Below are 23,217 nucleotides of genomic sequence, written 5' to 3'. Positions count from 1 at the left end.
CGGGAGGTCTCATGCGGATCGTGGTGGTCGGCGCCGGGCTGGGAGGAGTGGCGGCGGCGGTGGGGCTGCATCGCACGGGCCACGAGGTGACACTCTTCGAACGGGCCGTCGAGCTGCGGGAAGCGGGCACCGGGATCGTGGTCATGCCCAACGGGCTGCGCGCGCTGGACGCGCTGGGGCTGGCCGAAGACGTCCGGGGGCACGTCATCCACGCGGCCCGCGGGGGATTGCGGGACTGGCGCGGACGGCCGCTGCTGGTCACCGACCTGGCCCAGGCCCAGCAGGTGGTCCTGACCCCCGCCATGATCGACCGAGCGGAACTGCACCGGGCGCTGCGCGCCCCGCTGCCTCCCGGCCTGGTGCGGACCAGGACCCCGGTCGAGCGTCTGCAGCCCGACTCCACTGGGGTCACCGTGATCAGCGAAGGCGAGCCCGTCGCGAGAGCGGACGCCGTGATCGCGGCCGACGGCATCGGCAGCAAGCTGCGCGCACAGCTCTTCCCCGGTCACCCCGGGCTGCGGCGAACCGGCCGGATGGACCTGCGCGGCATGCTGCCCCGCCCTCCCGGCATGGCGCCGGACCTGCTCACCAGCCAGTTGGTCGACCGCCGCAGCGGGGCGATGTTCGGCCTGTTCCCGGTCGGGGAGGACCGCCTGTACTGGTTCACCGACTCCCTCCTGCACGGCACGCCGCCAGGCGCGGACGAGGCGCGCCGGCAGATGCTCTCCCTGATGGCCGACTGGCACCCCCTCGTCACGGCACTGATCGAGGCCACCTCGCCCGACGCCATCTACGTCGACCCGATCGCCCGCCTGGCCGAGCCCCTGCCCTCGTTCGCGACCGGCAGGATCGCGCTCCTCGGTGACGCCGCGCACGCCATGCCACCCGACCTCGGTCAGGGCGCCAGCCAGGCATTCGAAGACGCCGCCGCGCTGACCCGCCACCTGGCCGACGCGGAGCCGGCTGACGTCGCCCAGCGGCTCCTGCGCTACGACGCCGAGCGCAGGCCCAGAGCCAACCGCATGATGCTGGCGGCGGCCCGGCAGTCGCGGCTGACCTCCCAGACCGGCGTCGCCGCGTGGCTACGCGACACGTTGCTGCGCGCCATGCCGTCCCGGCTGGCGACCCGGCAGCTCGCCGCCCTCTGGCAAGCCTAAGAGAGCAGGCTGCCTTCAAGCGCCTCGATCGACTTCCTGCGCAACGCGCTCCACCCGGTCGCGATGGCTCTCCCACCACGCCGGGTCCACAAGCGGTGTGTCGGCGTCTCCGTCCCGCAGGCCCACGGTGCCATCGATGAGCTCCCGGACGATGTCGGCATGCCCCGCGTGCCGGGTGGTCTCGATGCGCTCGCGTCCTGCTGCCGCCCGGGGACGTCACCCCCGTGCCTGCGCGAGTCACAGAGGCGGATCAGGCGTCACCGTCCGCTGTTCCCTTGGCCATGACGTACTTGCGCAGGCCCGGGTCACGCGGATGGAGTTCGTATTCGCCCGTGTCGTGGAATCCGAGCCGCCGGTACACGCGTTCGGCTGGATTGTTGCCGGAGATGACCCATAGCTCCACCCGGGAGCGTCCTGTTTCCCGCGCCCAGGCCAGCACTTCCAGCGCGAGGCGCTCGGCGATCCGCCCGCCTCTGACGTCGGGACGCACCCACATGCCGAAGAGTTCCACGACTCTGGCTCGGTCTGCCGGGACACGCCCAGCGGCTACACCGACCGGCACGTCCGCGTCGAACGCGGCCACCTTGACACCGTCCTCGGTCCACGCGCGCCACCGCGCTTCGTCGTAAGCGCGTTCCTCTTCCAGGTCCCCGTGGAAGATGTCGGGCGCGTCGGCGAGTGCCGCGAGTCGGAGATGGCACCAGGTACGCCAGTCCGCGCCGCTGAGCCGGCGTATGACAACCGAATTCATGCGTACGATCCTTACTTTTTGGCTGATCCTCCTTCTGCCATGGTCAAGATCCGGGCCGGCCTGGACAACGGGTCCGGGCGTGATCGATGGTCAGCTCTCCGCGACGGTTATCGGTGACCCCCGCGCCCTGGTCAAGGCTCGCCCTGGGGGCTGTCCAGTGGGTGGTGGCGGCTTGTACAGTCCCGTCCACGACGAGCTTGCCGCTTCCGGCGGTGGCGTCCATGACCACCCGGGTGACGCGCAGGCAGCGGAGACGACCGCTCATGGTCAACAGCGCGCGTCATGGTCGAAGTAGGTCGTGACCTCTTGCATCCGCTTGCCGGCCCTGCTCTCGCTGGGAACGCGCACGCAGGCCACCAGCTCGGCCTTGCCGATGTCGAGCGCGGCGATCCTGGGGATGAGTTGTTCTTCGTCGGCGGGTGGCCACACCGGTGTCAGAAGGGCGCCTCCTCGGGGCCGTTCGGCTGGGGCTCCTGGCGCTGGGCCATCGCGGCGGCCAGCTTCGCGCGGGCGCCCTGGAGCCATTCCTCGCAGATCGCCGCCAGCCGCTCTCCCCGCTCCCACAGCTCTATCGACTGCTCCAGAGTGAGCCCGCCGGTCTCCAGACGGCGCACCACCTCGGTCAGCTCCTCGCGGGCCTGCTCGTACGACGGGGTCTGCTTGTCCGACGGGGTCTGCTTGTCCTCAGCCACGTCCCCACCCTAGAGGCCGGGACCGACACTCCGCGGCCACTTAGGCGTGTCCGGTTTGGGCATAAATCGGATAGTTTGTCCGTTACTTAGATGTACTAACCATCTTCGGGGGCGATGATCGGGGGGTCATCCTTATGTGTGGAATCAGCGGCTGGGTGGACTACGGACGCGACCTTCGTCGCGAACGGGAGACCGTGCAGGCCATGACGGACACGATGGCGTGCCGGGGGCCCGACGCCGAGGGGATGTGGCTCGCTCCGCACGTCGCGTTCGGCCACCGGCGGCTGGCCATCATCGACATCGAGGGCGGGCGCCAGCCCATGACCGCCGGAGCCGGCGAAGAGGTCGTGGCCGCGCTCACCTACAGCGGCGAGGTCTACAACTTCAGGGAACTGCGTGCCGAGCTCACCCAGCGCGGGCACCGGTTCCGGACCCAGAGCGACACCGAGGTCGTCCTGGAGGCGTACCTCGAATGGGGCGAGGACTTCGTCTCCCGCCTCAACGGCATGTACGCCTTCGCCATCTGGGACGCCCGCCGCGAGGAGTTGCTACTCGTGCGCGACCGTATGGGCATCAAGCCGCTGTACTACTACCCGACGCCCGGCGGGGTGCTGTTCGGCTCCGAGCCCAAGGCCATCCTGGCCAACCCGCTCGCCGAGCGGGTGATCGACGCCGACGGCCTGCGCGAGATCCTGGCCTTCGTCAAGACGCCGGAGAGCGCCGTCTTCCGCGGGATGCACGAGGTGCGGCCCGGCCAGGTGGTGAAGGTGCGGCGCGAGGGCCTGAGCAAGCGCCGCTACTGGCGGCTGGAGGCCCGCGAGCACACCGACGACCTGCGGACCACCATCCGGACCGTGCGGGAACTGCTCGACGACATCATCGAGCGGCAGCTCATCTCCGACGTGCCGCTGTGCACGCTGCTGTCGGGCGGTCTCGACTCCAGCGCGGTCACCGCGCTCGCGGCCCGCGCGCTCGCCGGCCAGGGCGGGGTGCGGTCGTTCTCCGTCGACTTCGCCGGCTACAGCGAGAACTTCCAGGCCGACGACATGCGCGACACCCCGGACACGCCGTACGTCCATGACGTCGTGCGGCACGTCGGCTCCGACCACACGGACATCGTGCTGGACTCGGCCGACCTCATGGACCCCGCCGTACGCGCGGCCGTCCTGCGGGCGAGGGACCTCCCGCTCGGCATCGGCGACATGGACACCTCGCTCTACCTGCTCTTCAAGGCGATCAGGGGGCACTCGACGGTGGCGCTTTCCGGGGAGTCCGCCGACGAGGTGTTCGGCGGCTACCGGTGGTTCCACGACCCCGAGGCGGTCAACTCCGGCACCTTCCCGTGGCTCGCCACCCACACCCAGACGGGCCTGTCCAGCCGGGGCGAGTTCCTGAACGAGGAACTGCTGCGGAAGCTCGACATCTCCGCCTACCGCGCGGACAGCTACCAGCGGGCGCTGGCCGAGGTGCCCCGGGTGCCGGGGGAGACCGGGCTGCAGAAGCGGATGCGGGAGGTCAGCTACCTGCACCTGACCCGGTTCGTGCAGATCCTGCTCGACCGCAAGGACCGCATGAGCATGGCCGTGGGCCTGGAGGTCCGGGTGCCGTTCTGCGACCACCGCCTGGTCGAATACGTCTTCAACGCCCCCTGGGCGATGAAGACCTTCGACGGGCACGAGAAGAGCCTGCTGCGCGCGGCGACGGCCGACGTGCTGCCGCGGTCGGTGGTCGAGCGCCGCAAGGTGCCGTACCCCTCGACGCAGGATCCGGCGTACGAGCGCGCGCTGCGCGCCGAGGTGACCCGCGTGCTCGACGGGGACCCGGCCATCGGCTGCCTCCTGGACGCGGGCAAGGTGCGGACGATGCTCGACCAGCCCATGGGCACCGTCAGCCTGCAGGGCGCACGGACCTCGCTGGAGGGCATCCTGCAGATGAACGCCTGGCTCGGCGCCTACGACGTGCGCCTCGCGATCTGACCCGCCGCGGCCGGTGATCCGGTCATGGGCGGTCACTGTTCTTGGGCCGTCACCGTCACGCGGTCGTCGGAGAAGCGGATCGTGAGCTCGTCACCCGGCTTGACGTCCCCGGCGAGGCGGACGACCTCTCCGGAGGGACGCTGGGCGATGGCGTAACCGCGCTCCAGCGTGGCGGCGGGGGACAGGGCCACGAGCCTGGCCCTGAGATGTTCCAGCGAGTCGGCCGAGCGGTCCAGGGACGCCGACAGGCAGCGCCTGGACCGCTCGCGCAGCGCGTCGATCTGCTCGGCCCGCCGGTCGAGCTCCCGGACGGGATCGGCCAGCGACGGCCGGGAGCGTACGGATTCGAGCCACGACATCTCGCGGTCGACCCAGCCCCGCAGCACCCGGCGGCCCCGATCCCTGAGCTGGTGGACGAGCGTGAGCTGCTCGCCCACGTCGGGCACGACCTTCTTGGCGGCGTCCGTCGGGGTCGAGGCGCGCACGTCGGCCACGAGGTCGAGCAGCGGACTGTCCTGCTCATGGCCGATCGCGCTCACCACCGGCGTACGGCAGGCCGCGACGGCCCGCACCAGCGACTCGTCGGAGAACGGCAGCAGGTCCTCGAGGGAGCCGCCGCCCCTGGCGATGATGATCACGTCGACCTCGCGGTCGGCGTCGAGCTTCCGCAGCGCCTCGGTCACCTCGCCCACCGCGTACGACCCCTGGACGGCGACCTGCTCCACCTTGAAGCGGACGGCGGGCCAGCGGCGGCGAGAGTTCTCCAGCACGTCACGCTCCGCGGCCGAGTCACGCCCGCAGATGAGCCCGACGGTGCCCGGCAGGAACGGCAGCCGTCTCTTCCTGTCGACGTTGAACAGGCCCTCGCCCGCCAGCACCTGACGGAGCCGTTCGAGCCGGGCCAGTAGTTCGCCGATGCCGACCGGGCGGATCTCCAGGGCCGTGAACGCGAAGGAGCCCTTGTTGACCCAGAAGTCCGGCTTGACGTGCATCACCACGCGCGCGCCGTCGACGGGACGGGGCACGCTCGCCTCGTACACCGCCCGCGCGCAGGTGATCCGCGCCGAGACGTTGGCCACGGGATCGCGCAGCGTCAGGAAGACGGTGCCGCCCCTGGCGGTCAGCTCGGTGATCTGCCCTTCGACCCAGACGGTGCCCAGCTTGCCGATCCACTGGGCGACCATCTGCAGCACCGACCTGATCGGCAGGGGCGCCTCCGGGGACGTCTTCGCGCTCAAATGCCCTCCTCGCCTGGCCCGGCTGCTCGCACCTGCAGGCTAGCCGCACCGTCCGACAATCCACAGGCGACCGGTACGGCCGGGCGGGCGCGGCGCGGGATCAGGACTCGGACTGGAGCTTCGACAGCCGGTTCTGGAACATCCGGACCACCTCGGGGCGGTTCAGATGCGCCTGCTCGTAGTCCAGCAGCGCGTGCACCTGCTCGGCCGACTTGCCCCGCATCCGCGCCCGCAGCGACGCCACGGAGAGGTTCGCGTAGCCCGGCATCGGCTCCGCGGCCTCGGTGGTCGTCTCCTCCGCCGCCGGCTGCTCCACGGGCTGCTCCGCCGTCGCCTCGGCGGGGCTCTCCGGCGCCTCCTGCGCGGTGGCGGTGGTCTTCCTGCGGGTCCTGGTGGCCTTCGGCGCGGCGGTGGCCGTGCTCTCGGCACCGCTCGCGGCCTCGGCGGTTTCGGGCGTCTCGGCGGTTTCGGCGGTGGCCTTGCGGCGGGTGCGCGGCTTCTTGGGCGCTTCGGCGGCCTCGGTGGCTTCGGCCGCCTTGCGGCGGGCACGCGGCTTCCTGGCCTCGGCGGGTGCTGCCTCTTCCGTGGTTTCCGCAGTCGCTGTGGTTTCGGCGGTCGCTGTGGGTTCTGCGGTTTCCGTGGTGGCCTTGCGGCGGGTGCGCGGCTTCTTGGGCGCGGCGGTCCGGTCCAGGACCTCGGCGACGGCCGGGGGCTCGGCCTCGACGGGCACGGCGGGCAGGTCGAGCTTGGCCGCCTCGGCGGCCGGGGCGGCCTCGGGCTCCGGAGCGCCCGCGGCCTCCACGGCCGCCGGCTCGGCGACGACCGGAGGCTCGGTGGGCGCCGCCTCGGCCGGGGCCATTTCCGCTGCCGGCGTCTCGGCCACCGGCGTCTCGGCCACCGGAGCCTCGGCTGTCGCCTGGGTTGTCACCGCGTCGGCCTGCTCGGCCTTGCTCGGGCGGGGGGCGAAGATGACGGGCTCCCGGCGCGCAGGGCGCTCCCCGGCTGCCTGCTCTGTGGCCTGCTCTGTGGCCTGCTCTGTGGCCTGCTCTGGGGCCTGCTCTGTGGCCTGCTCGGGCCGCGGTGCCTCGGCGGTCCCGGGGCGTTCGCCGTCCTGTGCCTCGCCACCGGCGAAGCGCTGCTTGATGGTGGTCTTGATCTTGTCGCCGACCAGCAGCGCCTGTCCGACCCCGTTCAGAGTGCTTTGGAGCACGAAGACCGGCAAATCGCGTAGAGGTTTCGTTATGGCTCTAAGGACGGACATTTCGGCTCCCGGGGAGATGCGTATCTGGTACACCCAGTCTTGCAAGACCAGGGTCAAGAGGCGGCTCGCGTTCCACATAGCATAGGAACATGGACGTGCAGACCTCAGCGACCCGCCGTGTCCTGGTCGCCAAGCCCCGCGGCTACTGCGCGGGGGTCGACCGCGCGGTGCAGGCGGTCGAGCGGGCGCTTGAGCAGTATGGCGCGCCTATCTATGTGCGCAAGCAGATCGTGCACAACACCCACGTCGTGAAGACGCTGGAGGAGCGCGGCGCCGTCTTCGTGGAGGAGACCGAGGAGGTTCCCGAGGGCGCCATCGTCGTCTTCTCCGCTCACGGGGTCTCGCCGGCCGTGCACGAGGAGGCCGCGAGCCGCAGTCTCCGTACGATCGACGCGACGTGCCCGCTGGTGACCAAGGTGCACAACGAGGCCAAGAGGTTCGCGGCCAAGGACTACGACATCCTGCTCATCGGGCACGAGGGGCACGAGGAGGTCGAGGGCACCGCCGGTGAGGCGCCCGAGCACATCCAGCTCGTGGACGGGCTCGACGGTGTCGACGGCGTGTCCGTACGGGACCCGGAGAAGGTCGTCTGGCTCTCCCAGACGACCCTGTCGGTGGACGAGACGACCGAGACGGTCACACGGCTGCGATCGCGGTTCCCCAACCTCATCGACCCTCCAAGCGACGACATCTGCTACGCCACCTCCAACAGGCAGACCGCCGTCAAGCGGATCGCCGCAGAGTCGGACCTGGTCATCGTCGTCGGCTCGGCCAACTCCTCCAACTCCAAGCGGCTGGTCGAGGTCGCCAAGGACTACGGCGCCGCGGCGTCCTACCTGGTGGACGACGCCTCGTTCGTCCGGGACGAGTGGCTGGAGGGCGTGCGCACGGTCGGCCTGACGAGCGGCGCCTCCGTCCCTGAGGAACTGGTGCGGGGAGTGCTCGCCAAGCTGGCCGACCACGGCTTCACCGACGTCGAGGAGGTCGAGTCGGTGCAGGAGAGCATGCGGTTCGCCCTGCCCCACGAGCTCCGCAAGGACCTCCGCACGGTCTAGGCGCGGTCTAGCCGCGGCCCCGGGTCACTCGTCGGCGGCCTTGCCGTACACGCGGGGCTCGAAGTAGCCCTCGGGCTCCGGGTCGAACGCGCGGCCGCGGCCACGGCGCGCACGGGAGCGGGAGGCCGGCGTCGGTGTGGACGCCGGCGCGCCGCGCAGCTCCCTCAGGTTGGCGGGCAGGCCGCGCACCCACGCGATCCCCAGCGCCAGCGCGGACCCGAGGAACAGCCACGGCGCGCCGGACGACAGCGCGGTGAACATGCCGAGCCCGAACGTCTGGAGCATCGAAGCGGAGCTGAGCGCCCGTACGAGTTCCACCAGCAGCGCCGCGGCGAAGAAGACCAGCGGGGGCGTCACCACCAGCGGCAGCAGGTCCCGGGGACGCACCAGCAGGGCCGCCGCCAGGCAACCGGCCACGAACGCGGGCCCGGGCAGGAACGGCATGCCCACCAGAGTGATCACGAAGAGCATGACGATCGCCCCCCGAGCGGTCAGCCGCAGCCCCGCTCGACCGGTGCCTGTCATCGGGCCCCCCTTACGACAAGTCTCGCGTCAATTTACCGTTCTGACGATGCGGGGGAGGGGGGCTTACCCGCTCTTCACCTTCGAGTTCGGGGATGGCGACCGGCCGCGGGACCTCCTCGACCGCCGACGGGGCGTCGAGCGAGTAGTCCACCAGACCGAGGTCGTTCATCCTCCGCGCGCTGACCAGGACCCGGCTCTCCAGCGAGCCGACCGTCTGGTTGTACGCGGTGACCGCTCTCGTGAGCGCCTTGCCCAGGCCGTCCACGTGCCGTCCGAGGCCGCCGAGCCGCTCGTACAGTTCCTTGCCCAGATCGAAGACGGCCTTGGCGTTCTCGCTGACCGCGGTCTGCTGCCAGGCGTACTGCGCGGTGCGGAGCATCGTGACGAGCGTCGTGGGAGTGGCGATGTGGACGCGCCTGCGCATCGCGTACTCCAGCAGCCCCGGATCGCGCTCCAGGGCGGGCGCGAGGAACGCCTCGCCGGGGATGAACAGGACCACGAACTCGGGCGACGGATTGAACGCCTGCCAGTAGGACTTGGCGGCTAACCGGTCCACGTGCTCGCGCACGTGCCGTGCGTGGGCGTCCAGCCGGGCCGAGGCGAACTCGGGATCGGTGGCCTCGGCCGCCTCCAGGTAGGCCGCGAGCGAGACCTTCGCGTCCACGACGACGTTCTTGCCGCCGCTGAGCCGTACGACCATGTCGGGCCGGACCACGCCGTCACGCGTGACGGCGCTCACCTGCTCGTCGAAGTCGCAGAAGCGGGCCATTCCGGCGATCTCCGCCACCCGGCGCAGCTGCAGCTCTCCCCAGCGTCCCCGGGCCTCCGGCCGCTGGAGCGCCCGCACCAGCGCGTCCGTCTGGGCCTTGAGCCGGTCGGAGCTCTCCCGTACGAACTCCATCTGCTTGCTCAGCTCGGCGCGGGCGGCGCGGGCGCCCGACTCGCTCTCCCTGAGCTGGCCCTCCACCTTGGCGAGCGTCTCCCGCAGCGGCGCGACCAGGTTCTCGACCGCCTGCCTGCGCTGGTCGAGGTCCCCGGCCGCCTCGGCCCTCGTCGTGTTGAGCCGGTTCTCCGCGAGTTCGAGGAAGCGCAGGTTGGCCACGTCGAGGGCGTGTGCGGAGATGGCCTGGAACCGCTCGGTGAGCTGGTTCTCCATGTAGGCCACCTTGTCCTCGGCCGCCCGCGTCCTCGCCTCTGCCTCGGCCACCCTGGCCGCCGCCTGGGCGGTACGGCCGGCGGCCCGCATCCCGGCGAGCGCCGCGCCGACCACCACGCCGATCAGCAGTCCCAGTGCGAGAGCCACGACATCCACGGTCTGGATGATTTCAGGCATTGGCGTGCCAAACAGGGAGGCGCGCCTGGGAGCGGGCCGAGGCCGTCGATGTCCGGCGCACCCACCGAGACCCCTAAACTCGGGGTACGTGAGCCTGAGCATCGGCATCGTCGGCCTGCCCAACGTCGGCAAGTCCACGCTTTTCAACGCCCTGACCAAGAGCGGGAACGCCCTGGCGGCCAACTACCCGTTCGCCACGATCGAGCCGAACGTGGGCATCGTCGGCGTGCCGGACTCCCGTCTGGACAAGCTGGCGGAGATCTACAACTCCGCGCGCGTCCTCCCGGCCAAGGTCGAGTTCGTCGACATCGCGGGCCTGGTGAAGGGCGCGTCGGAAGGCCAGGGCAGGGGCAACCAGTTCCTCGCCAACATCCGCGAGACCGACGCGATCTGCCAGGTCATCCGGGTCTTCTCCGACCCCGACGTCACCCACGTGGACGGTGAGGTGGCGCCGGAGCGTGACATCGAGACGATCAACACCGAGCTGATCCTCGCCGACCTGCAGACGATCGAGAAGGCGCTGCCCCGCCTGCAGAAGGAGGCGCGCAACAACAAGGACCGGAAGGTCCTCCTGGAGGCCGCCGAGGCCGCGGCGAAGCTGCTCGACACCGGCACGACCCTGTACGCCGGAGGCAAGGAGGCCGGGATCGACCTCGCCGACCTGCGCGAGCTCCACCTCCTCACGGCCAAGCCGTTCCTGTACGTCTTCAACCTCGACGCCGACGAGCTGACCGATGCCGACCTGCGGGCCAAGCTCTCGGCGATCGTGGCGCCGGCGGAGGCCGTGTTCCTCGACGCCAAGATCGAATCCGAGCTGGTGGAGCTGCCCGACGACGAGGCGCTGGAACTGCTGCAGTCGGTCGGCCAGGAGGAGTCGGGCCTCTCCCAGCTCGCCCGGGTCGGCTTCGAGACCCTGGGCCTGCAGACGTACCTCACGGCCGGGCCGAAGGAGGCCCGGGCCTGGACGATCCGCAAGGGCGCGACCGCCCCCGAGGCCGCCGGGGTCATCCACACCGATTTCCAGCGCGGTTTCATCAAGGCCGAGGTCATCTCGTTCGACGACCTGGTGGAGGCGGGCTCGATGACCGCCGCCAGGGCCGCGGGCAAGGCCCGGATCGAGGGCAAGGACTACGTGATGCGCGACGGCGACGTCGTGGAGTTCCGCTTCAACGTCTGAACGTTCTCAGACGAGGTCGCGATAGTAGTAGAACATCGGCTCGGTCGCCCCGGGCTCGGTGTTGGCGAAGCCGTGCGCCTCGTAGAAACGGCGGGTGTCGGTGTCCTCACCGTCGACGTTGATTTCGAGCGTCTCCGCGCCGCGTTCCCGCGCGAGGCGGCACGCCGCTTCCAGCAGGGCGTGCCCGAACCGCTGTCCGCGCATGCCGGGCCGCACGTACAGCTCGTCGAGGAGCGCGGCCGGACCCTCATGCCAGACGCCGGGCCGGAAGGACAGAACCGCGACGCCGACGGCCGGTTCGCCGGTGAGAAGGGCGACGAGCTGGTCCCCCGTGATCAGTCGGCGGAGGCGTGCCGTGAGCACCTCCGTTCCCGGTGACGGCGTGTCGAACTCACGGTTGAAGGCGTCCAGCAACCCGGCGACGACAGCGGCGTCGGACTCCGTCGCCCGCCGCACCAGGTGCTCTCGCTGAGGTATGGCCACCTCCGCAACCTTCCTGCTCTGCCCGCCGGACTGCAAGATATTTTCGGGCATCCGGGGCCGGGACAACGCCACGCGCGTGCCAGGTAGCCCGCCTCCTCCGCGAGCCCGGCTGGGTGCGACATAGCCGTGTGACCATTCCTGCCCGGATCGCGTCTGCTCTGTTGTGACAATCACAAGAGCGCGGAGGGCATCATCATCGAGGAGCTGTACCGCGAGCACTGGGCGCTCGTGTGCGGGTTCCTTTTACGCCGCACCCGCGATCCCCACCTCGCCGAGGACCTGGCCCAGGAGACCTTCGTCAAGGCGACCAGGGCGCTGCTCGGCTGGCGTGGCGAGAACCCGGCCGCCTGGCTGCTCACCATCGCCCGCAACGTCCTGGTCGACCACGTCCGGCGCCACCGCCGCGAACTGGACCTGCCCCGCCCCGACGAGCTCGGCGTGCCCCCGCTGCACATCGAGTCGCTGGCCGTGCGCGACGTCCTGGACCGGCTGCCCGAGGACCACCGCAGGCTGCTCACCCTGGTCTACTTCGAGGGCTTCTCGCTGGTCGAGGTGGCCGCGATGACCGGCAAGAAGCACACCACTGTCAAGACGGCCGTGTGGCGGGCCAGAGCGGCCTTCGCCGATCTCTACGGAGCTCCTCATGACTGACGACGATCTGCTGCCGCCCATGCCCGACTTCGATCCCAAGGCGACCCGCCGCGCCGTCCGGCGGGGTGTCGCCCGCACCGCGACCACGGTGCTGGCGGCACTGGTCGTCCTCGTGCTGGCGGCGACGGTGGGCTCCGGCGTGATCCAGCGGCGCGGCGACCGGGAACAGCGCATGACCGACGTGCTGGGCACCGCCTTCAAGATCTACAACCCCGCCTACGACATCGAGGTCCGGAGCCGGGGTGCCACCACACCGCTGTCGATGTCGTTCACCGTGGCCGCCAGGCCCATGCGAGCCTTCGGAGGCTTCACCGAAGGGTACGGCGGCGTCGAGCACGTCGTCACCCAGGACTTCTTCGGCCACGTGGGCAGGCTGCCGCTCGGCAACTTCGCCGGCACCACGCTGAGCAGGGCGTTGATGAACGTGGGGACGACCCTCCAGCGCAAGGAGGACAGCCGCAAGGTGCTGGCCAGGATCCCGGAGGGGCTCAGCGCGCTGGCGGTGGTCGAGTTCGCCAGGCCGCTCACCACCGATGAGCTGGTCGCCTTCACCGCCAAATACAAGTCGTATGCCGACAAGGTGGTTTTCGAGCGGCGTCCGGGGTCGATCCCCATCACGTGGGGAGGGATGACGACGTGGGACCGAGCCCCGATGCCCGGAGATGCGGGAGAGCCCGACGTGGTCGAGCCTGGTGGGGGAATCAAGCTGGATCTCAGGAACTTCCGCCGCTGGGTCGGCATCCTCAAGGACTACGACGACGACAACCTGCACGACTTCGATCTGAGCCTGGCCCGGCTGCGCAAGGCCGCGAACGACGGCCTGGCCTACGCCTACGTGGACTCGTGGGCCACGATCGGGGAGCTGCGGAAGATCATCGAGGATCCGCTGGTCCGGACGGTCCGCCTGGCGGACGTGACCTACGACCTCGAACGCCCCTAGACAATTTGCCGCAAAGCTGCATGAATTCCCCCTTTTTGTGACAAAACCCATCGCTGTCCTAATCCGGCATGGCGGAAGGGGAGACGCCCGAATTCGGGCGCCGGGAAAGGCCCAGGTGGCCTGACCTGCCAAGGCCCGGCACGGCCCAGGACGGTGCCGATCGGCGTGCCGGTAAGGGCGCAGGCACGTTCGCGACCCGGCGGCCCCGCTCGCGCGGGACCGTCGGCCGTCCGGGGGCAGGGACGGTGCGGGGACGGGGCGGGTGCGTACGGTCGGTTTCGTTACGCCTGCGAGCTGCGAAGACAGCAATAGGTGGCGGTTAGGTAATCGATGCCGCCGCTGGCCAGGCGTAACGTGCTTTTCCGCGGAGTGGATAGGCGTGGGGCGTCTCTACGGGATGTAGACCCGGTTTGCTCGGTCGCGGCGATGCTTGCACCATGGGCGTGGCTTACCTGGAAGAATTGGCGAGACCGCTAGGGTGAATACTTCAATGCGGTTAACCGGATCGAGAGCAAGAGGAAACCGCGCCAGCCGGAGGGATCGGCGCGAGCGGAGGCGTGATGGCTCGCAGGTCAGACGTCCAGCAGGATCCGCGGATCGCTGGCGACCCTGACCCGTACCCACTGGAAGGCTTCGAGCCGGCGAGCGCGGCGCACGGCACGGCCCCCCGTCGCAGAGGCTGGAGCGGCGGTGGCGGCCGCTGGCTCGTCTGGACCGGGAGGGTCGTCCTCTGGGCGCTGATCGTCGTCATCCTGGTCAACGGCATACGGGCCCCCTTGGAACGGCTGGCGGGGGGCGACCAACCCGCCGCGACGCCCACCGGCACGGCCACGTCCGGGTTCCCCGAGACGCAGGCGGCGGCCTTCGCCAACCAGTTCGCGGCGGTCTACCTCAACTACGACGCGGCCAATCCCCAGCAGCGCGCGGAACGGCTGAAGTCGTTCCTGCCGGAGGGCGCCGACGAGCAGTTCGGCTGGAACGGATACGGACGCATGTCGGCCGGGGCCTTCCAGTTCGCCGGGATCGACGTGGTCGACGACCACAATGCCCGAGTGACCGTGACGTACCAGTCCGGGGGCAGCCGTGGTCTGCTGTCCGTGCCGGTCTACTACGACAACGGCAGGTTCGTGGTCTCGGCCCAGCCGGCTCTGCTGCCCGCGCCGGGACCGGCGGGCCTGCCGCAGCTCCCTGACCCCGACCGCGACTCCGCCACGGAGGCCGAACTGCGTCCCCAGCTCGAAGGCTTCTTCAAGGCGTACGCCGCGGGCAACCAGGGCGACCTCCAGCTCCACGTCGCGAGTGGGGCGACCGTCAACGGGTTCAACGGCGAGTTCACCCTCGCCGAGCTGAAGGACGTCGTGGTCCCGCCTGGTGGCGCCGAGAGCAGGAAGGTCACGGCGGTGGTCGTGTGGGCGGTGGCGTCCGGGGCGTCGGCGGCGGAGGCGAGCCCGTCGCAGGACCCGGCGGCGCAGCCGGCCGGTCTCGAGCAGGCCTATCAGTTGACGATCGAAAAGCAGGGCGGCAAGTGGTTCGTCAGGGACATCCAGGGTGCGAACCGGTCCGTGGGGTAGCGCATGCCCGGCAAAGACATCGCTGATCCATACCCCCGGGAGGGCGAGAGTTGATACTGAAGACCATCGCGGACCACGTCCTTGATCTGGCCGCGCCGTCACCGGCGCCGACGACGGGCATCAACACCGAAGGTCTCGCCGACTTCCTCCGGAGGTTCTTCGCTCCGCTCTTCCTCGCGGTCGTCTCCGTCGTCGCGCTCTTCTTCCTCTTCACCCGAGAGATCACCAGGTTCGTCCAGTTCATCATCCTGGCGATCGCGATCGGTGTGATCTTCTACGTTCCCAACATCATCGAGGTGACGGCGAAGGCGATCGCGGGCGCACTTGGCATCAAGTGATCGGGCGGAGAGGAGGTTCGGGGTGGATCTGCCCACATATACCAATATCTGGCGCATTGAGAAGCGGCTGTACAAGCTGTACGACCTACGGCTGCCAATGCCGCTTCCGGTCGTCTGGATCGGTGTGTTCGTGGGTGTCTCCGTGCCGTGGTGGGTCTTCCTCTACCTGATCGGGCTGCCGTTCGCGGCACCGTGGCACGTCATCTATCTGGTTCCCCCGGGCGTGCTCACCTGGCTGTCCACCCGCCCCGTCATCGAGAGCAAGCGCCTCACCGAGCTGCTCCAGTCGCAGCTCCGCTACATGAGCGAGCCCCGGACATGGTGCCGCATGGCCCCCTTCGACGAGCCGGACGAGATCGCCTTCACGGCGCGCGTCTGGCGGACCACGCCGCCGGCCGCGGCGGCGCACGGCAGGGCGGCCCGCAAGGCGCGCCGCGCGGTCTCGGTCAAGGTGCCCGTCCCGAAGGTCTCCAGGACCGGCGTACGTCGGGCCTCGGGGACTGCCGCCCGAGTGGGCGCGCACCAGGTGGATCCCTCACGTGTCGTACGCCCGGCCGTGGCCGCCGCGGCGGCCGCCGCCGCGCCGGTCACCGACACCCCCGCCACCCCCTCCCGCAGCAGTGCCGCCGCCCGGGCCGGCGCCGCCGGTGAGCGCGTCTTCTACCTTACGGAACCGTCCGTGCCCCCCGTGCCCCCCGTGCCCCCCGCGCCCCCGCAGGTCGGCCACGTCACCGGCCCGGATCGCGAGCGCGACCCGCATGAGGGACACAGCCACGAGGAACACAGCCACGAGGAACACGGCCCACACGAGGCCCCGGCGGGCTACGAAAGCCATGAGGGCCATGAGGGCCATGAGCTGGGCTCTGTGCAGCCGGCGCCCCCCGCCGAGGCCGAGGAGGAGGCGCCCGCCGTCCCGCCCATCGGCACCGAGACGCTGCGCCGCCTGCGGCGGCTCGCCGCCTCGGCCGAACCCCGCGCCGTACGGCCGTCGGGTGTGACTTCCTTCATGGTGCCGGGCGAGCCGGCCGCGGGAGAGCCCGCGCACGAGGAACGTCCTCACGACGAGCGTGCTCACGACGCCGAGGCCGGCGGGGAGGGCACAGGGGAGGACCCCGGGGAGGGTACGGGCGACCGGAGTGTCCCCGATCCGGTTCTTCCCGCCGACACCGCGGGGGCGCCGCAGCGGCCCGAGGCCGCTCGCCCGGATGCCCACGAGAACGTCGACGAGAACGCCGACGAGAACGCCGGGGCTCAGCCCGGCACGGCCGAGTACGAGCAGGCTCCCGGCGAACTGCCCGAGGCGCCGTCCGCGCCTCAGGAGCCCGCCGACAGCTCCGATGGCCTGGGCCACCCCGCACAGGGAAACACGGCGAAGGGAAACACAGCGAAGGGATACCCGGCGCAGCGGGACGCCGAGGCCCTTGAGCAGCATCGCAAGGGCCGTCCGCCGCGGCTCGTGCGCCCCCGCGTGCCGGGAGGCGCATGGGGAGAGGCGGCGAGCGAGGTGCCCGCGGCCACGGGGGACACGCGGACGGACGAGAGCGTGACGGCCGGGCGGGCCGCGATGGAGGCCGCCTCCGCGGCGGCTCCTTCGGCGGGCGCAGAGACTTCTCCGGCGGACGCGGTGGCTCCTCGGGCGGTCGCAGAGGCTCCTTGGGCGGGTGCAGAGGCTCCTTCGGCGGACGCCGCGACAGAGCACCCACCGGCGGCCGACGCTTCCGCAGAGGGAGCGGAGGGAGCGGAGGGAGCGGCCGTCCCGGGCGCGCCCACCTGGATCGGCGCGCACGCCGCGCGGACGGGGACGCACGCGCCGGGGTCCCGGCCGTACGAGAGCGCCGGTGCCCGCGTCCCGGGCGCGTCGACCGCACCGGCCGGGCCCGGCATGCCCGCGGAGCCGAGCGTGCCCACGGGCAAGGGGGACGTGACGCCGCCTCCCGCTGGTCCGGCCGGGGTGTCGATCCGGGCCGTGCCCGCGGGGCCCCGTGCGGTCGGCCCTGCCGGTCCGGCCGGGCCCGCCCGGCCGCCGCTGCCCGCCACGGGAAGGACCGCCCCCGGCAGGCCGGCGCACGAGGAGCCGCCGCGGCTGCGCCGCGTCGAGGCCGTCGTCGGGCGTGACACCTCGGGCGGCTGGCGGCGGCTGGCACAGGTCGTCGTGGGCGGCAGCCGTACGGACGGCATGGAGATCGACGAGGCCCGGACCCGCATCCCGCTCTCCACGAGCAAGCGGATCATGGTGCTCGGCTGCACGGGCGGCGCCGGACAGACGACCACGGCGTTAATGCTGGGCCACACACTGGCCCGCTACCGCGAGGACCGCGTGCTCGCGCTCGACGCGAACACCGGAGAGGACACGCTCACGACGAGGATCGCCGCCGAGTCCCCCGAGACGCTGAGCTCGCTCATCGAGAGCTCGGAAGAGGTGACCGGCTACCTCGGGATGCGGGCGTACACGACGCGCTGCGAATCGGGACTGGAGGTCGTCGGGGCGGACACCGACGACCGGGTGACGCAGCGCCTGGCGGAACGCGCGTTCCTGGCCGACTGGCGCAGGACGCTCGCCGCGCTCGACCGGCACTACCGGCTCACCGTGATCGACCCCGCGGCCGCGCTGGCGGCCCGGCTCCTGCCGTACGCCGACCAGCTCGTGCTGGTCGCCCCCGCGAGCGAGGACGCCTCCGAGGCGGTGGCGATGACCTACGAGTGGCTCGACGGGCACGGCTGCTCCGACCTGCGGCGCCGCGCCGTGATGGTGATCAACGGCGTGAGCCGCCGCAGCCTGCCCGACGTGGAGCAGGCCGAGGCGGTGGCCAGCGGCCGCTGCCGGGCGATCGTCCGGGTGCCCTGGGAGGACGAGCTGGCTCCCGGGCGGCCGGGGCCGGTCGACGTCAATCATCTCCGAATGGGCGGCCGCAGGGCGTACGTTGCGCTTGCGGGTGTGATCGTGAGCGGCCTGGCGGCTGTCCAGGCCAAGCAGGAGGTGGCCAGATGAGGGGCGAGCGAGGAAGCTGGTGAGAGGTCGATGAGCAGGGCGCGCAGTCGCCTCGCGGTGCGTTACTTCGACGATCGCGTTCTCCTCACCGACTCGGCGGCCTGGGCCTACTTCCGGCTGCCGACGGTGAGCTACGAGTTCCTCACCCCCGAGGAGCGCGAGGCGCTGGCCACCAACATCACGATCGCGCTGGCCGCGATCAGGATGCCCGACGCCGAGGTGCACCTGCGGATCGCGCACCGGGCCTACCCGGCCGCGGAGTGGGCGATGGCGCTCAACTCGACCTCCGACGAGGGCCCGGGCTGGCGGGAGTATCTGGAGGAGATGTACCGCCACGTCTGGGCCAAGGACTTCTGGAGCAAGGAGGTCTACCTCGGCGTACGGCTCGGGCCGCGCGGCGCGCAGCTCGGCACCGGCGTGCTGGCCCAGCTCTTCGGCTTCTACCAGCGCAGCGAGAAGGCGCTCGGCATCGAGGACGACCACGTGCCGGACAAGGAGATCGCCCGGTGGACCGAGGCCGCCGAGCGGCTCGGCCGGGCCCTGGCCTCCAGCGCCCTGTACGCCCGCCACGCCACCTCCACGGAGATCGCCTGGCTGTTCCAGCACGCGGCGGCGGGTGGCCTCGGCGAGCCGCTGCCCTCGGCCACGCCGCGCCGCAGGTGGGGCAAGGGCGAGATCGAGGCGCTGGTCGAGGGGCAGATCCACAACGGCAGGTCGCTGCTGCGTATCGTGCAGCCGGCCGGAGACTCCTACACCGCGCACCTGTCGTTCGCCCGGTTCCCTGACCTCATGCCGTTCCCCGACGGCGAGCCGTGGCTGCACTTCGCCGACCAGTTGCCGTTCCCGGTGGAGGTCTCCAGCCGGATGCGGCTGATCCCCCCGGTCAGGGCGAGCAAGGACGTCGCGCGCAAGCTGGCCCACGCCCGCGACATGGACATTCACATCCGCGAGGCGGGCGCGGAGGCGCCGCTCGCGCTGGCCGAGCAGATCGACGCCGCCCGCATGCTGGAGCACGGCATCACCAAGGAGCGGCTGCCGTTCGTGTACGGCTGGCACCGGCTGAGCGTGAGCGCGCCGACCGAGGAGATGTGCGTCCAGCGGGTCGAGGCCGTCGTGGAGCACTATCGAGACCTCGGCATCGACGTCGTCAACTCCACCGGCGACCAGTTCTCGCTGTTCTGCGAGGCCCTGCCGGGGGAGCGGCTGCGGGTCAACGCGTACGCCCAGCGGCAGCCGCTGCGCACGATCGCGGGCGGCATGGCCACCGCGACCGTCGAACTCGGCGATCGGGTGGACGAGTCGAACGCCGGGTGGATCGGGCCGTACGTCGGGGAGACCCTGGGGCGCGCGCGCAGCATCGTGCACTTCGACCCGCTCGTCGCGGCGGCGCGCAACCGCCCGACGGCCATCGCGATCACCGGTGAGCCGGGCGGCGGCAAGACCACGCTCGCGCTGCTGTTGATCTACCAGATGGCGTTGCGCGGCGTCACGATCGCGGTCATCGACCCCAAGGGCGACGCCGAGTCGCTCGTACGGCTGCTGCGCAACCGGGGCCGCAAGGCGCGGGTCATCCCGCTGGGGTCGGCCGCGCCGGGCCTGCTCGACCCGTTCTCGTTCGGCGACGACATCGCGACGAAGAAGACCATGGCGACCGAGACTCTGCGGCTGCTGCTGCCGAGGATGTCGGAGGAGCGCGAGTCCGCCATGATCCAGGCGGTCGCCGCGGTCTCCAACGAGCCCGACCCCTCGCTGGGCAAGGTGGTCGACCACCTGGAGCAGTCCACCGACCCGGCGTCCAAGAACCTCGGCGCCGTGCTGCGGTCGATGTCGGAGATGCACCTGGCCCGGCTGTGCTTCGACGCCTCGGGCGGCGAGCAGATCGACACCGAGGGCTGGACGACCGTGTTCACGCTGGGCGGCCTCACGCTGCCCGACGTGATGACGGTCAGGGACGACTACTCCTACGAGCAGCGCCTGTCGGTCGCGCTGCTCTACCTGGTGTCGCAGTTCGCGCGCCGCCTGATGAACGGGCTCGACCGGCGCACACCGAAGGCGATCTTCCTCGACGAGGCGTGGGCGATCACGTCCACGCCCGAGGGCGCCAAGCTCGTGCCGGAGGTCTCCAGGATGGGCCGCTCGCGCAACACGGCGCTCGTCCTGGTCTCGCAGAACGCCGGTGACCTGCTCAACGAGCAGGTGACCAACTGTCTGTCGTCGGTATTCGCGTTCCGTTCGACGGAACGCGTGGAGGTCGAGCACGTGATGGAGCTCCTCGGCGTGGACCCGTCGGAGGAGCACAAGGGGGTGCTGCGCTCCCTGGGCAACGGTGAGTGCGTCTTCCGGGATCTGGACGGCCGGGCCGGCCGTATCGGGGTGGACCTTATTTCGGAGGAACTGCTGCGCTGGCTTGACACCAATCCGACACACGACAAACCCAACGAGAACGTGCATGATCTTCTTGACGGGGGCTCCGGTCGGTCGGGGGTCGCGCAGGAGGTGCGATCGTGAGCGTGCGCAGGAACGGTCCGAAGGGTCGCACAAGGGAGGGTGCCAGACGCGGCAGGCGGCTTCGCCGGAGTCTGGCGCTGCTGTTCGTCGCGTTCGCGGCGTTCGTGACGCTGCCGCTGGTCTTCCCCACCGGCACGGCGAGCGCGGTCGGGCCCTGTGACCTGTCGCCGGCCCTGGCCCCCGAGATCGTGGGCGGCGGCGTCGACGGGCTGGTCCAGCCCCCGGCGACCGGGGACGAGGCGGCGGCCACCACCAAGAGTTCGGCGCAGGGGCAGGCACAGGGGCAGGCACAGGCGGACACCGCGCCGAAGGAGCCGGCGACCAACTACGAGCGGTACGGCATGGCCGGCCAGTTCTGGCACACCTACGACCTCGGGTGCTCCGACGTCACGGCCGTGCTCGGCAACGCGTGGGCCAACACGGTCTTCTCGTGGGCCAAGGCCGTCGACCGGCTGACGATCAGCACCTACCAGGCGGCGGCCACCGAGGGCCCGCTGCAGCCCATCAAGGAAGTCGCCGACGAGATCGTCACCAACCTCGCCAACGCGATGTACTGGCCCTACCTGCGGCCGATCGTCATCCTCGGCGCGATCTGGCTGGCGTGGTACGGCCTGATCCGCAAGCGGGCGACGACGACCACCGAGGGCGTCATCTGGATGGTCCTCGCGGTCACGGTCGCGATCTGGTTCTTCAGCCGCCCCGGTGACTTCACCAGCCTCGGCAAGACCGTGACCGACAAGACCGGCGAGATCGTGAACTCGGCGTTCTCCGGACTGCCGGGGGCGGGCGGCGCGTCCTGCCTGCCGATGGCGGAGACCGCGCCGGGCGAGGTGCCGAGCGCGCCCACGGCGGGCGGCTACGGCCGCCAGGGCACGCCAGGCGTCGCGCAGAACGCCGACGCGCTGTGGTCGATCCTGGTCTGCAAGCCGTGGCTGATGGGCGAGTTCGGCACGGCCGACCCCAACTCCGGTCTCGTGAAGGGCCTGGGCCCGAAGACCCTGAACCTCCAGGCGATCGACGCCAAGGAACAGGCGGCTGGTCAGGTCCCGAGCACCGACGAGCACCAGAAGCGGTGGGAGGAGGAGGTCGCCAAGCCGATGCAGAGCACCCCGGCGTACTTCCTGTTCCAGGGCAAGGACTGGACCAGCCGCCTGGGCATCGCGATCGGCGCGTTCATCGCGGCGATGGTCGCCGGTCTGCTCATCTTCCTCGTCGCGGTGTCGCTGCTCGTCCTGAAGGTCGGGTTCCTGCTGCTGCTGATGCTCGGGCCGATCTTCCTGCTGATCGGCGTGCATCCGGGCTCCGGCCGCATCATCGCCATGCGCTGGGTGGAGATGCTGGTCGGCACCCTGTTGCGCCAGGCGGTGCTGGCCCTGGTGCTGGGCGTGCTCGTGTACGGCTACGCGCTGATCATTTCGACCAACCTGCCCTGGGGCATGCAGATCCTGTTCATGGCGCTGCTGACGATCGCGGTCTTCTTCTACAGACGGCCGTTCCAGCACCTGTTCGCCTCGATGGACGGGCACACGATCACCACCCGGATGCTCGGCGAGGCCGCCACCGCGCCGACCCTCTCGCGGGCGGCCAACGCGCTGCCGCCGGTCGCGGCGGCCCGGGCGGCCCGGTGGGGCCTGCGCAAGGCCGAGCCGGTCATCAGCGCGGCCGCCATGGCGACCGGCGCGGGCACGGCGGCGGCCGCCGCGGCGGGTGTGGCGCAGGGCCGGGTGCGCGGCGAGGAGGGCGCGGGCAACGTTCCCGCCCAGGCCGGAGCGCGAGCGGGGGCGCAACCCGCGCCGCTCGACGCCGATGCGCAGGGGGCCGGTCGCCGCAAGGCCGGGGTCGCGGCCTCACGTCCGGGAACGGCCCCGCCGCTCAACCTGTCGGGGGTGCGGCCCGCCGGGTCCGTACGGGCGTCCATGCCGTCCGGCCCGGGCATGTCCTCCGCCGTCCAGGCCGCGTCCGCCGCGGCGTCGTCCGGCGGAAGCCCGGCGGCCCCGCCGCAGCGGGTCACCGGCGCCTCCGCCGTGCCCGCGCCGTCCGCCGCCGCACAGCCCGCACCGTCCCGCGGCCGTCAGAGCAGTGGATCGAGCAGTGGTTCCAGCAGTGGTTCCAGCGGTGGTTCCAGCGGTGGTTCCGGTGGCGGCTGGTTCGGCGGCAGGTCCGGTGGTGGCTGGGCCTCCCGGCCATCCTCCAGCAGGTCGTCCAGCAGGTCGTCCGGCGGGAGCTCGGGCGGGCTCTTCGGCGGTTCGCGCGGCTCGTCGGGCGGGTCGAGCAGGTCGGGCGGCTCGGGTGGCCTGTTCGGCGGCTCCGGCGGGTCGTCCAACAGGTCGTCCGGCGGTTCGTCTGGTGGTCTGTTCGGCGGTTCGTCCCGGCGGGGCGACGGCGGCCGTTCCCGGCCCGCCCCGCCGCGTGACTCCGGTTCGTCCGCCGGCTCGTCCTCCAGCCGTCCCCGTTCGGCCGAGCCGCCCCCGCTCTGGCTGCCGAGCAGGGGAGAGAGCACGCGCCGCGACGGCGACGCGCCCACCCCCTTCTGGGCCAGGCCCGCCGACGGCGACTCGGGCGACTGACAGGA

General features: G+C 71.2%; 19 protein-coding genes. 11 read left to right on the top strand and 8 right to left on the bottom strand.

What is annotated here, in order from left to right; translation table 11 throughout:
- Positions 1 to 11: 11 nt before the first annotated feature.
- On the top strand, positions 12 to 1,157 hold the full coding sequence (locus tag ABZ857_RS15445) for an FAD-dependent monooxygenase (protein ID WP_357043247.1): 1,146 nt from the start codon (positions 12 to 14) through the stop codon (positions 1,155 to 1,157).
- A gap of 250 nt (positions 1,158 to 1,407) precedes the next feature.
- On the opposite strand, the gene ABZ857_RS15440 is transcribed toward ABZ857_RS15445, so the two are convergent.
- The 3 genes from ABZ857_RS15440 to ABZ857_RS15430 all read right to left on the bottom strand — a co-directional run bounded on the left by ABZ857_RS15440 (position 1,408) and on the right by ABZ857_RS15430 (position 2,600).
- Positions 1,408 to 1,908, bottom strand: a complete 501-nt coding sequence (locus tag ABZ857_RS15440) for a GNAT family N-acetyltransferase (RefSeq protein ID WP_357043245.1) — start codon at positions 1,906 to 1,908, stop codon at positions 1,408 to 1,410.
- A 267-nt stretch (positions 1,909 to 2,175) separates the two neighbouring features.
- Positions 2,176 to 2,337 (bottom strand): hypothetical protein, encoded by a 162-nt coding sequence (locus ABZ857_RS15435; protein WP_357043243.1) that lies wholly within the window; start codon positions 2,335 to 2,337, stop codon positions 2,176 to 2,178.
- 5 nt (positions 2,338 to 2,342) lie between these two features.
- Positions 2,343 to 2,600, bottom strand: coding sequence for an exodeoxyribonuclease VII small subunit (locus tag ABZ857_RS15430; protein WP_079316691.1), 258 nt, complete (start codon positions 2,598 to 2,600; stop codon positions 2,343 to 2,345).
- A 134-nt stretch (positions 2,601 to 2,734) separates the two neighbouring features.
- Here ABZ857_RS15430 and asnB point away from each other — a divergent pair, with 134 nt between their 5' ends.
- On the top strand, positions 2,735 to 4,576 hold the full coding sequence (gene asnB / locus ABZ857_RS15425; RefSeq protein ID WP_357043240.1) for an asparagine synthase (glutamine-hydrolyzing): 1,842 nt from the start codon (positions 2,735 to 2,737) through the stop codon (positions 4,574 to 4,576).
- 32 nt (positions 4,577 to 4,608) lie between these two features.
- Here asnB and xseA read toward each other — a convergent pair whose 3' ends face one another.
- Entirely contained in the window at positions 4,609 to 5,814 is a 1,206-nt protein-coding gene (gene xseA, locus ABZ857_RS15420; protein WP_357043238.1) for an exodeoxyribonuclease VII large subunit, read from the bottom strand.
- Positions 5,815 to 5,914: 100 nt separating this feature from the next.
- Positions 5,915 to 7,024 (bottom strand): hypothetical protein, encoded by a 1,110-nt coding sequence (locus ABZ857_RS15415; RefSeq protein ID WP_357043236.1) that lies wholly within the window; start codon positions 7,022 to 7,024, stop codon positions 5,915 to 5,917.
- Between the two features lie 140 nt (positions 7,025 to 7,164).
- Between ABZ857_RS15415 and ABZ857_RS15410 the strand changes: the two genes are divergently transcribed.
- A complete protein-coding gene (locus ABZ857_RS15410; RefSeq protein ID WP_357043234.1) occupies positions 7,165 to 8,130 on the top strand; it encodes a 4-hydroxy-3-methylbut-2-enyl diphosphate reductase in 966 nt (321 codons plus the stop codon).
- Between the two features lie 24 nt (positions 8,131 to 8,154).
- Here ABZ857_RS15410 and ABZ857_RS15405 read toward each other — a convergent pair whose 3' ends face one another.
- Entirely contained in the window at positions 8,155 to 8,655 is a 501-nt protein-coding gene (locus tag ABZ857_RS15405) for a DUF6542 domain-containing protein (protein ID WP_357043232.1), read from the bottom strand.
- A gap of 10 nt (positions 8,656 to 8,665) precedes the next feature.
- On the bottom strand, positions 8,666 to 9,967 hold the full coding sequence (locus ABZ857_RS15400; protein WP_357043230.1) for a DNA recombination protein RmuC: 1,302 nt from the start codon (positions 9,965 to 9,967) through the stop codon (positions 8,666 to 8,668).
- A gap of 109 nt (positions 9,968 to 10,076) precedes the next feature.
- Here ABZ857_RS15400 and ychF point away from each other — a divergent pair, with 109 nt between their 5' ends.
- Positions 10,077 to 11,165: a redox-regulated ATPase YchF gene (gene ychF, locus ABZ857_RS15395; protein ID WP_357043228.1), complete on the top strand. Its 1,089-nt coding sequence runs from the start codon at positions 10,077 to 10,079 to the stop codon at positions 11,163 to 11,165.
- 6 nt (positions 11,166 to 11,171) lie between these two features.
- Here the strand turns inward: ychF and ABZ857_RS15390 are convergent, their stop codons facing one another.
- Positions 11,172 to 11,648: a GNAT family N-acetyltransferase gene (locus ABZ857_RS15390; RefSeq protein ID WP_357043226.1), complete on the bottom strand. Its 477-nt coding sequence runs from the start codon at positions 11,646 to 11,648 to the stop codon at positions 11,172 to 11,174.
- 138 nt (positions 11,649 to 11,786) lie between these two features.
- On the opposite strand from ABZ857_RS15390, the gene ABZ857_RS15385 reads away from it, so the two are divergent.
- The 7 genes from ABZ857_RS15385 (at position 11,787) to ABZ857_RS15355 (ending at position 23,212) form a co-directional block, all read left to right on the top strand.
- A complete protein-coding gene (locus tag ABZ857_RS15385) occupies positions 11,787 to 12,299 on the top strand; it encodes an RNA polymerase sigma factor (RefSeq protein WP_357043606.1) in 513 nt (170 codons plus the stop codon).
- Entirely contained in the window at positions 12,292 to 13,239 is a 948-nt protein-coding gene (locus tag ABZ857_RS15380) for a hypothetical protein (protein ID WP_357043224.1), read from the top strand. The genes ABZ857_RS15385 and ABZ857_RS15380 overlap by 8 nt, the downstream gene beginning before the upstream one ends.
- Before the next feature lie 560 nt (positions 13,240 to 13,799).
- Complete coding sequence (locus ABZ857_RS15375; RefSeq protein WP_357043222.1) at positions 13,800 to 14,810, top strand: conjugal transfer protein; 1,011 nt, start codon at positions 13,800 to 13,802, stop codon at positions 14,808 to 14,810.
- Between the two features lie 50 nt (positions 14,811 to 14,860).
- Entirely contained in the window at positions 14,861 to 15,148 is a 288-nt protein-coding gene (locus ABZ857_RS15370; RefSeq protein WP_357043220.1) for a hypothetical protein, read from the top strand.
- A 22-nt stretch (positions 15,149 to 15,170) separates the two neighbouring features.
- On the top strand, positions 15,171 to 18,137 hold the full coding sequence (locus tag ABZ857_RS15365; protein WP_357043218.1) for a TcpE family conjugal transfer membrane protein: 2,967 nt from the start codon (positions 15,171 to 15,173) through the stop codon (positions 18,135 to 18,137).
- A gap of 30 nt (positions 18,138 to 18,167) precedes the next feature.
- Positions 18,168 to 20,645: an ATP-binding protein gene (locus ABZ857_RS15360; protein WP_357043216.1), complete on the top strand. Its 2,478-nt coding sequence runs from the start codon at positions 18,168 to 18,170 to the stop codon at positions 20,643 to 20,645.
- Positions 20,642 to 23,212 carry a type IV secretion system protein gene (locus ABZ857_RS15355; protein WP_357043214.1) on the top strand — a complete coding sequence of 857 codons (2,571 nt, stop codon included), beginning with the start codon at positions 20,642 to 20,644 and terminating at the stop codon, positions 23,210 to 23,212. The genes ABZ857_RS15360 and ABZ857_RS15355 overlap by 4 nt, the downstream gene beginning before the upstream one ends.
- Positions 23,213 to 23,217 lie beyond the last annotated feature (5 nt).

This window comes from Microbispora sp. NPDC046933 (assembly GCF_040644635.1).
Lineage (GTDB): Bacteria > Actinomycetota > Actinomycetes > Streptosporangiales > Streptosporangiaceae > Microbispora.
Note: the sequence above shows the minus strand (reverse complement) of the source record. Positions and strands in the feature narration are given on the sequence as shown.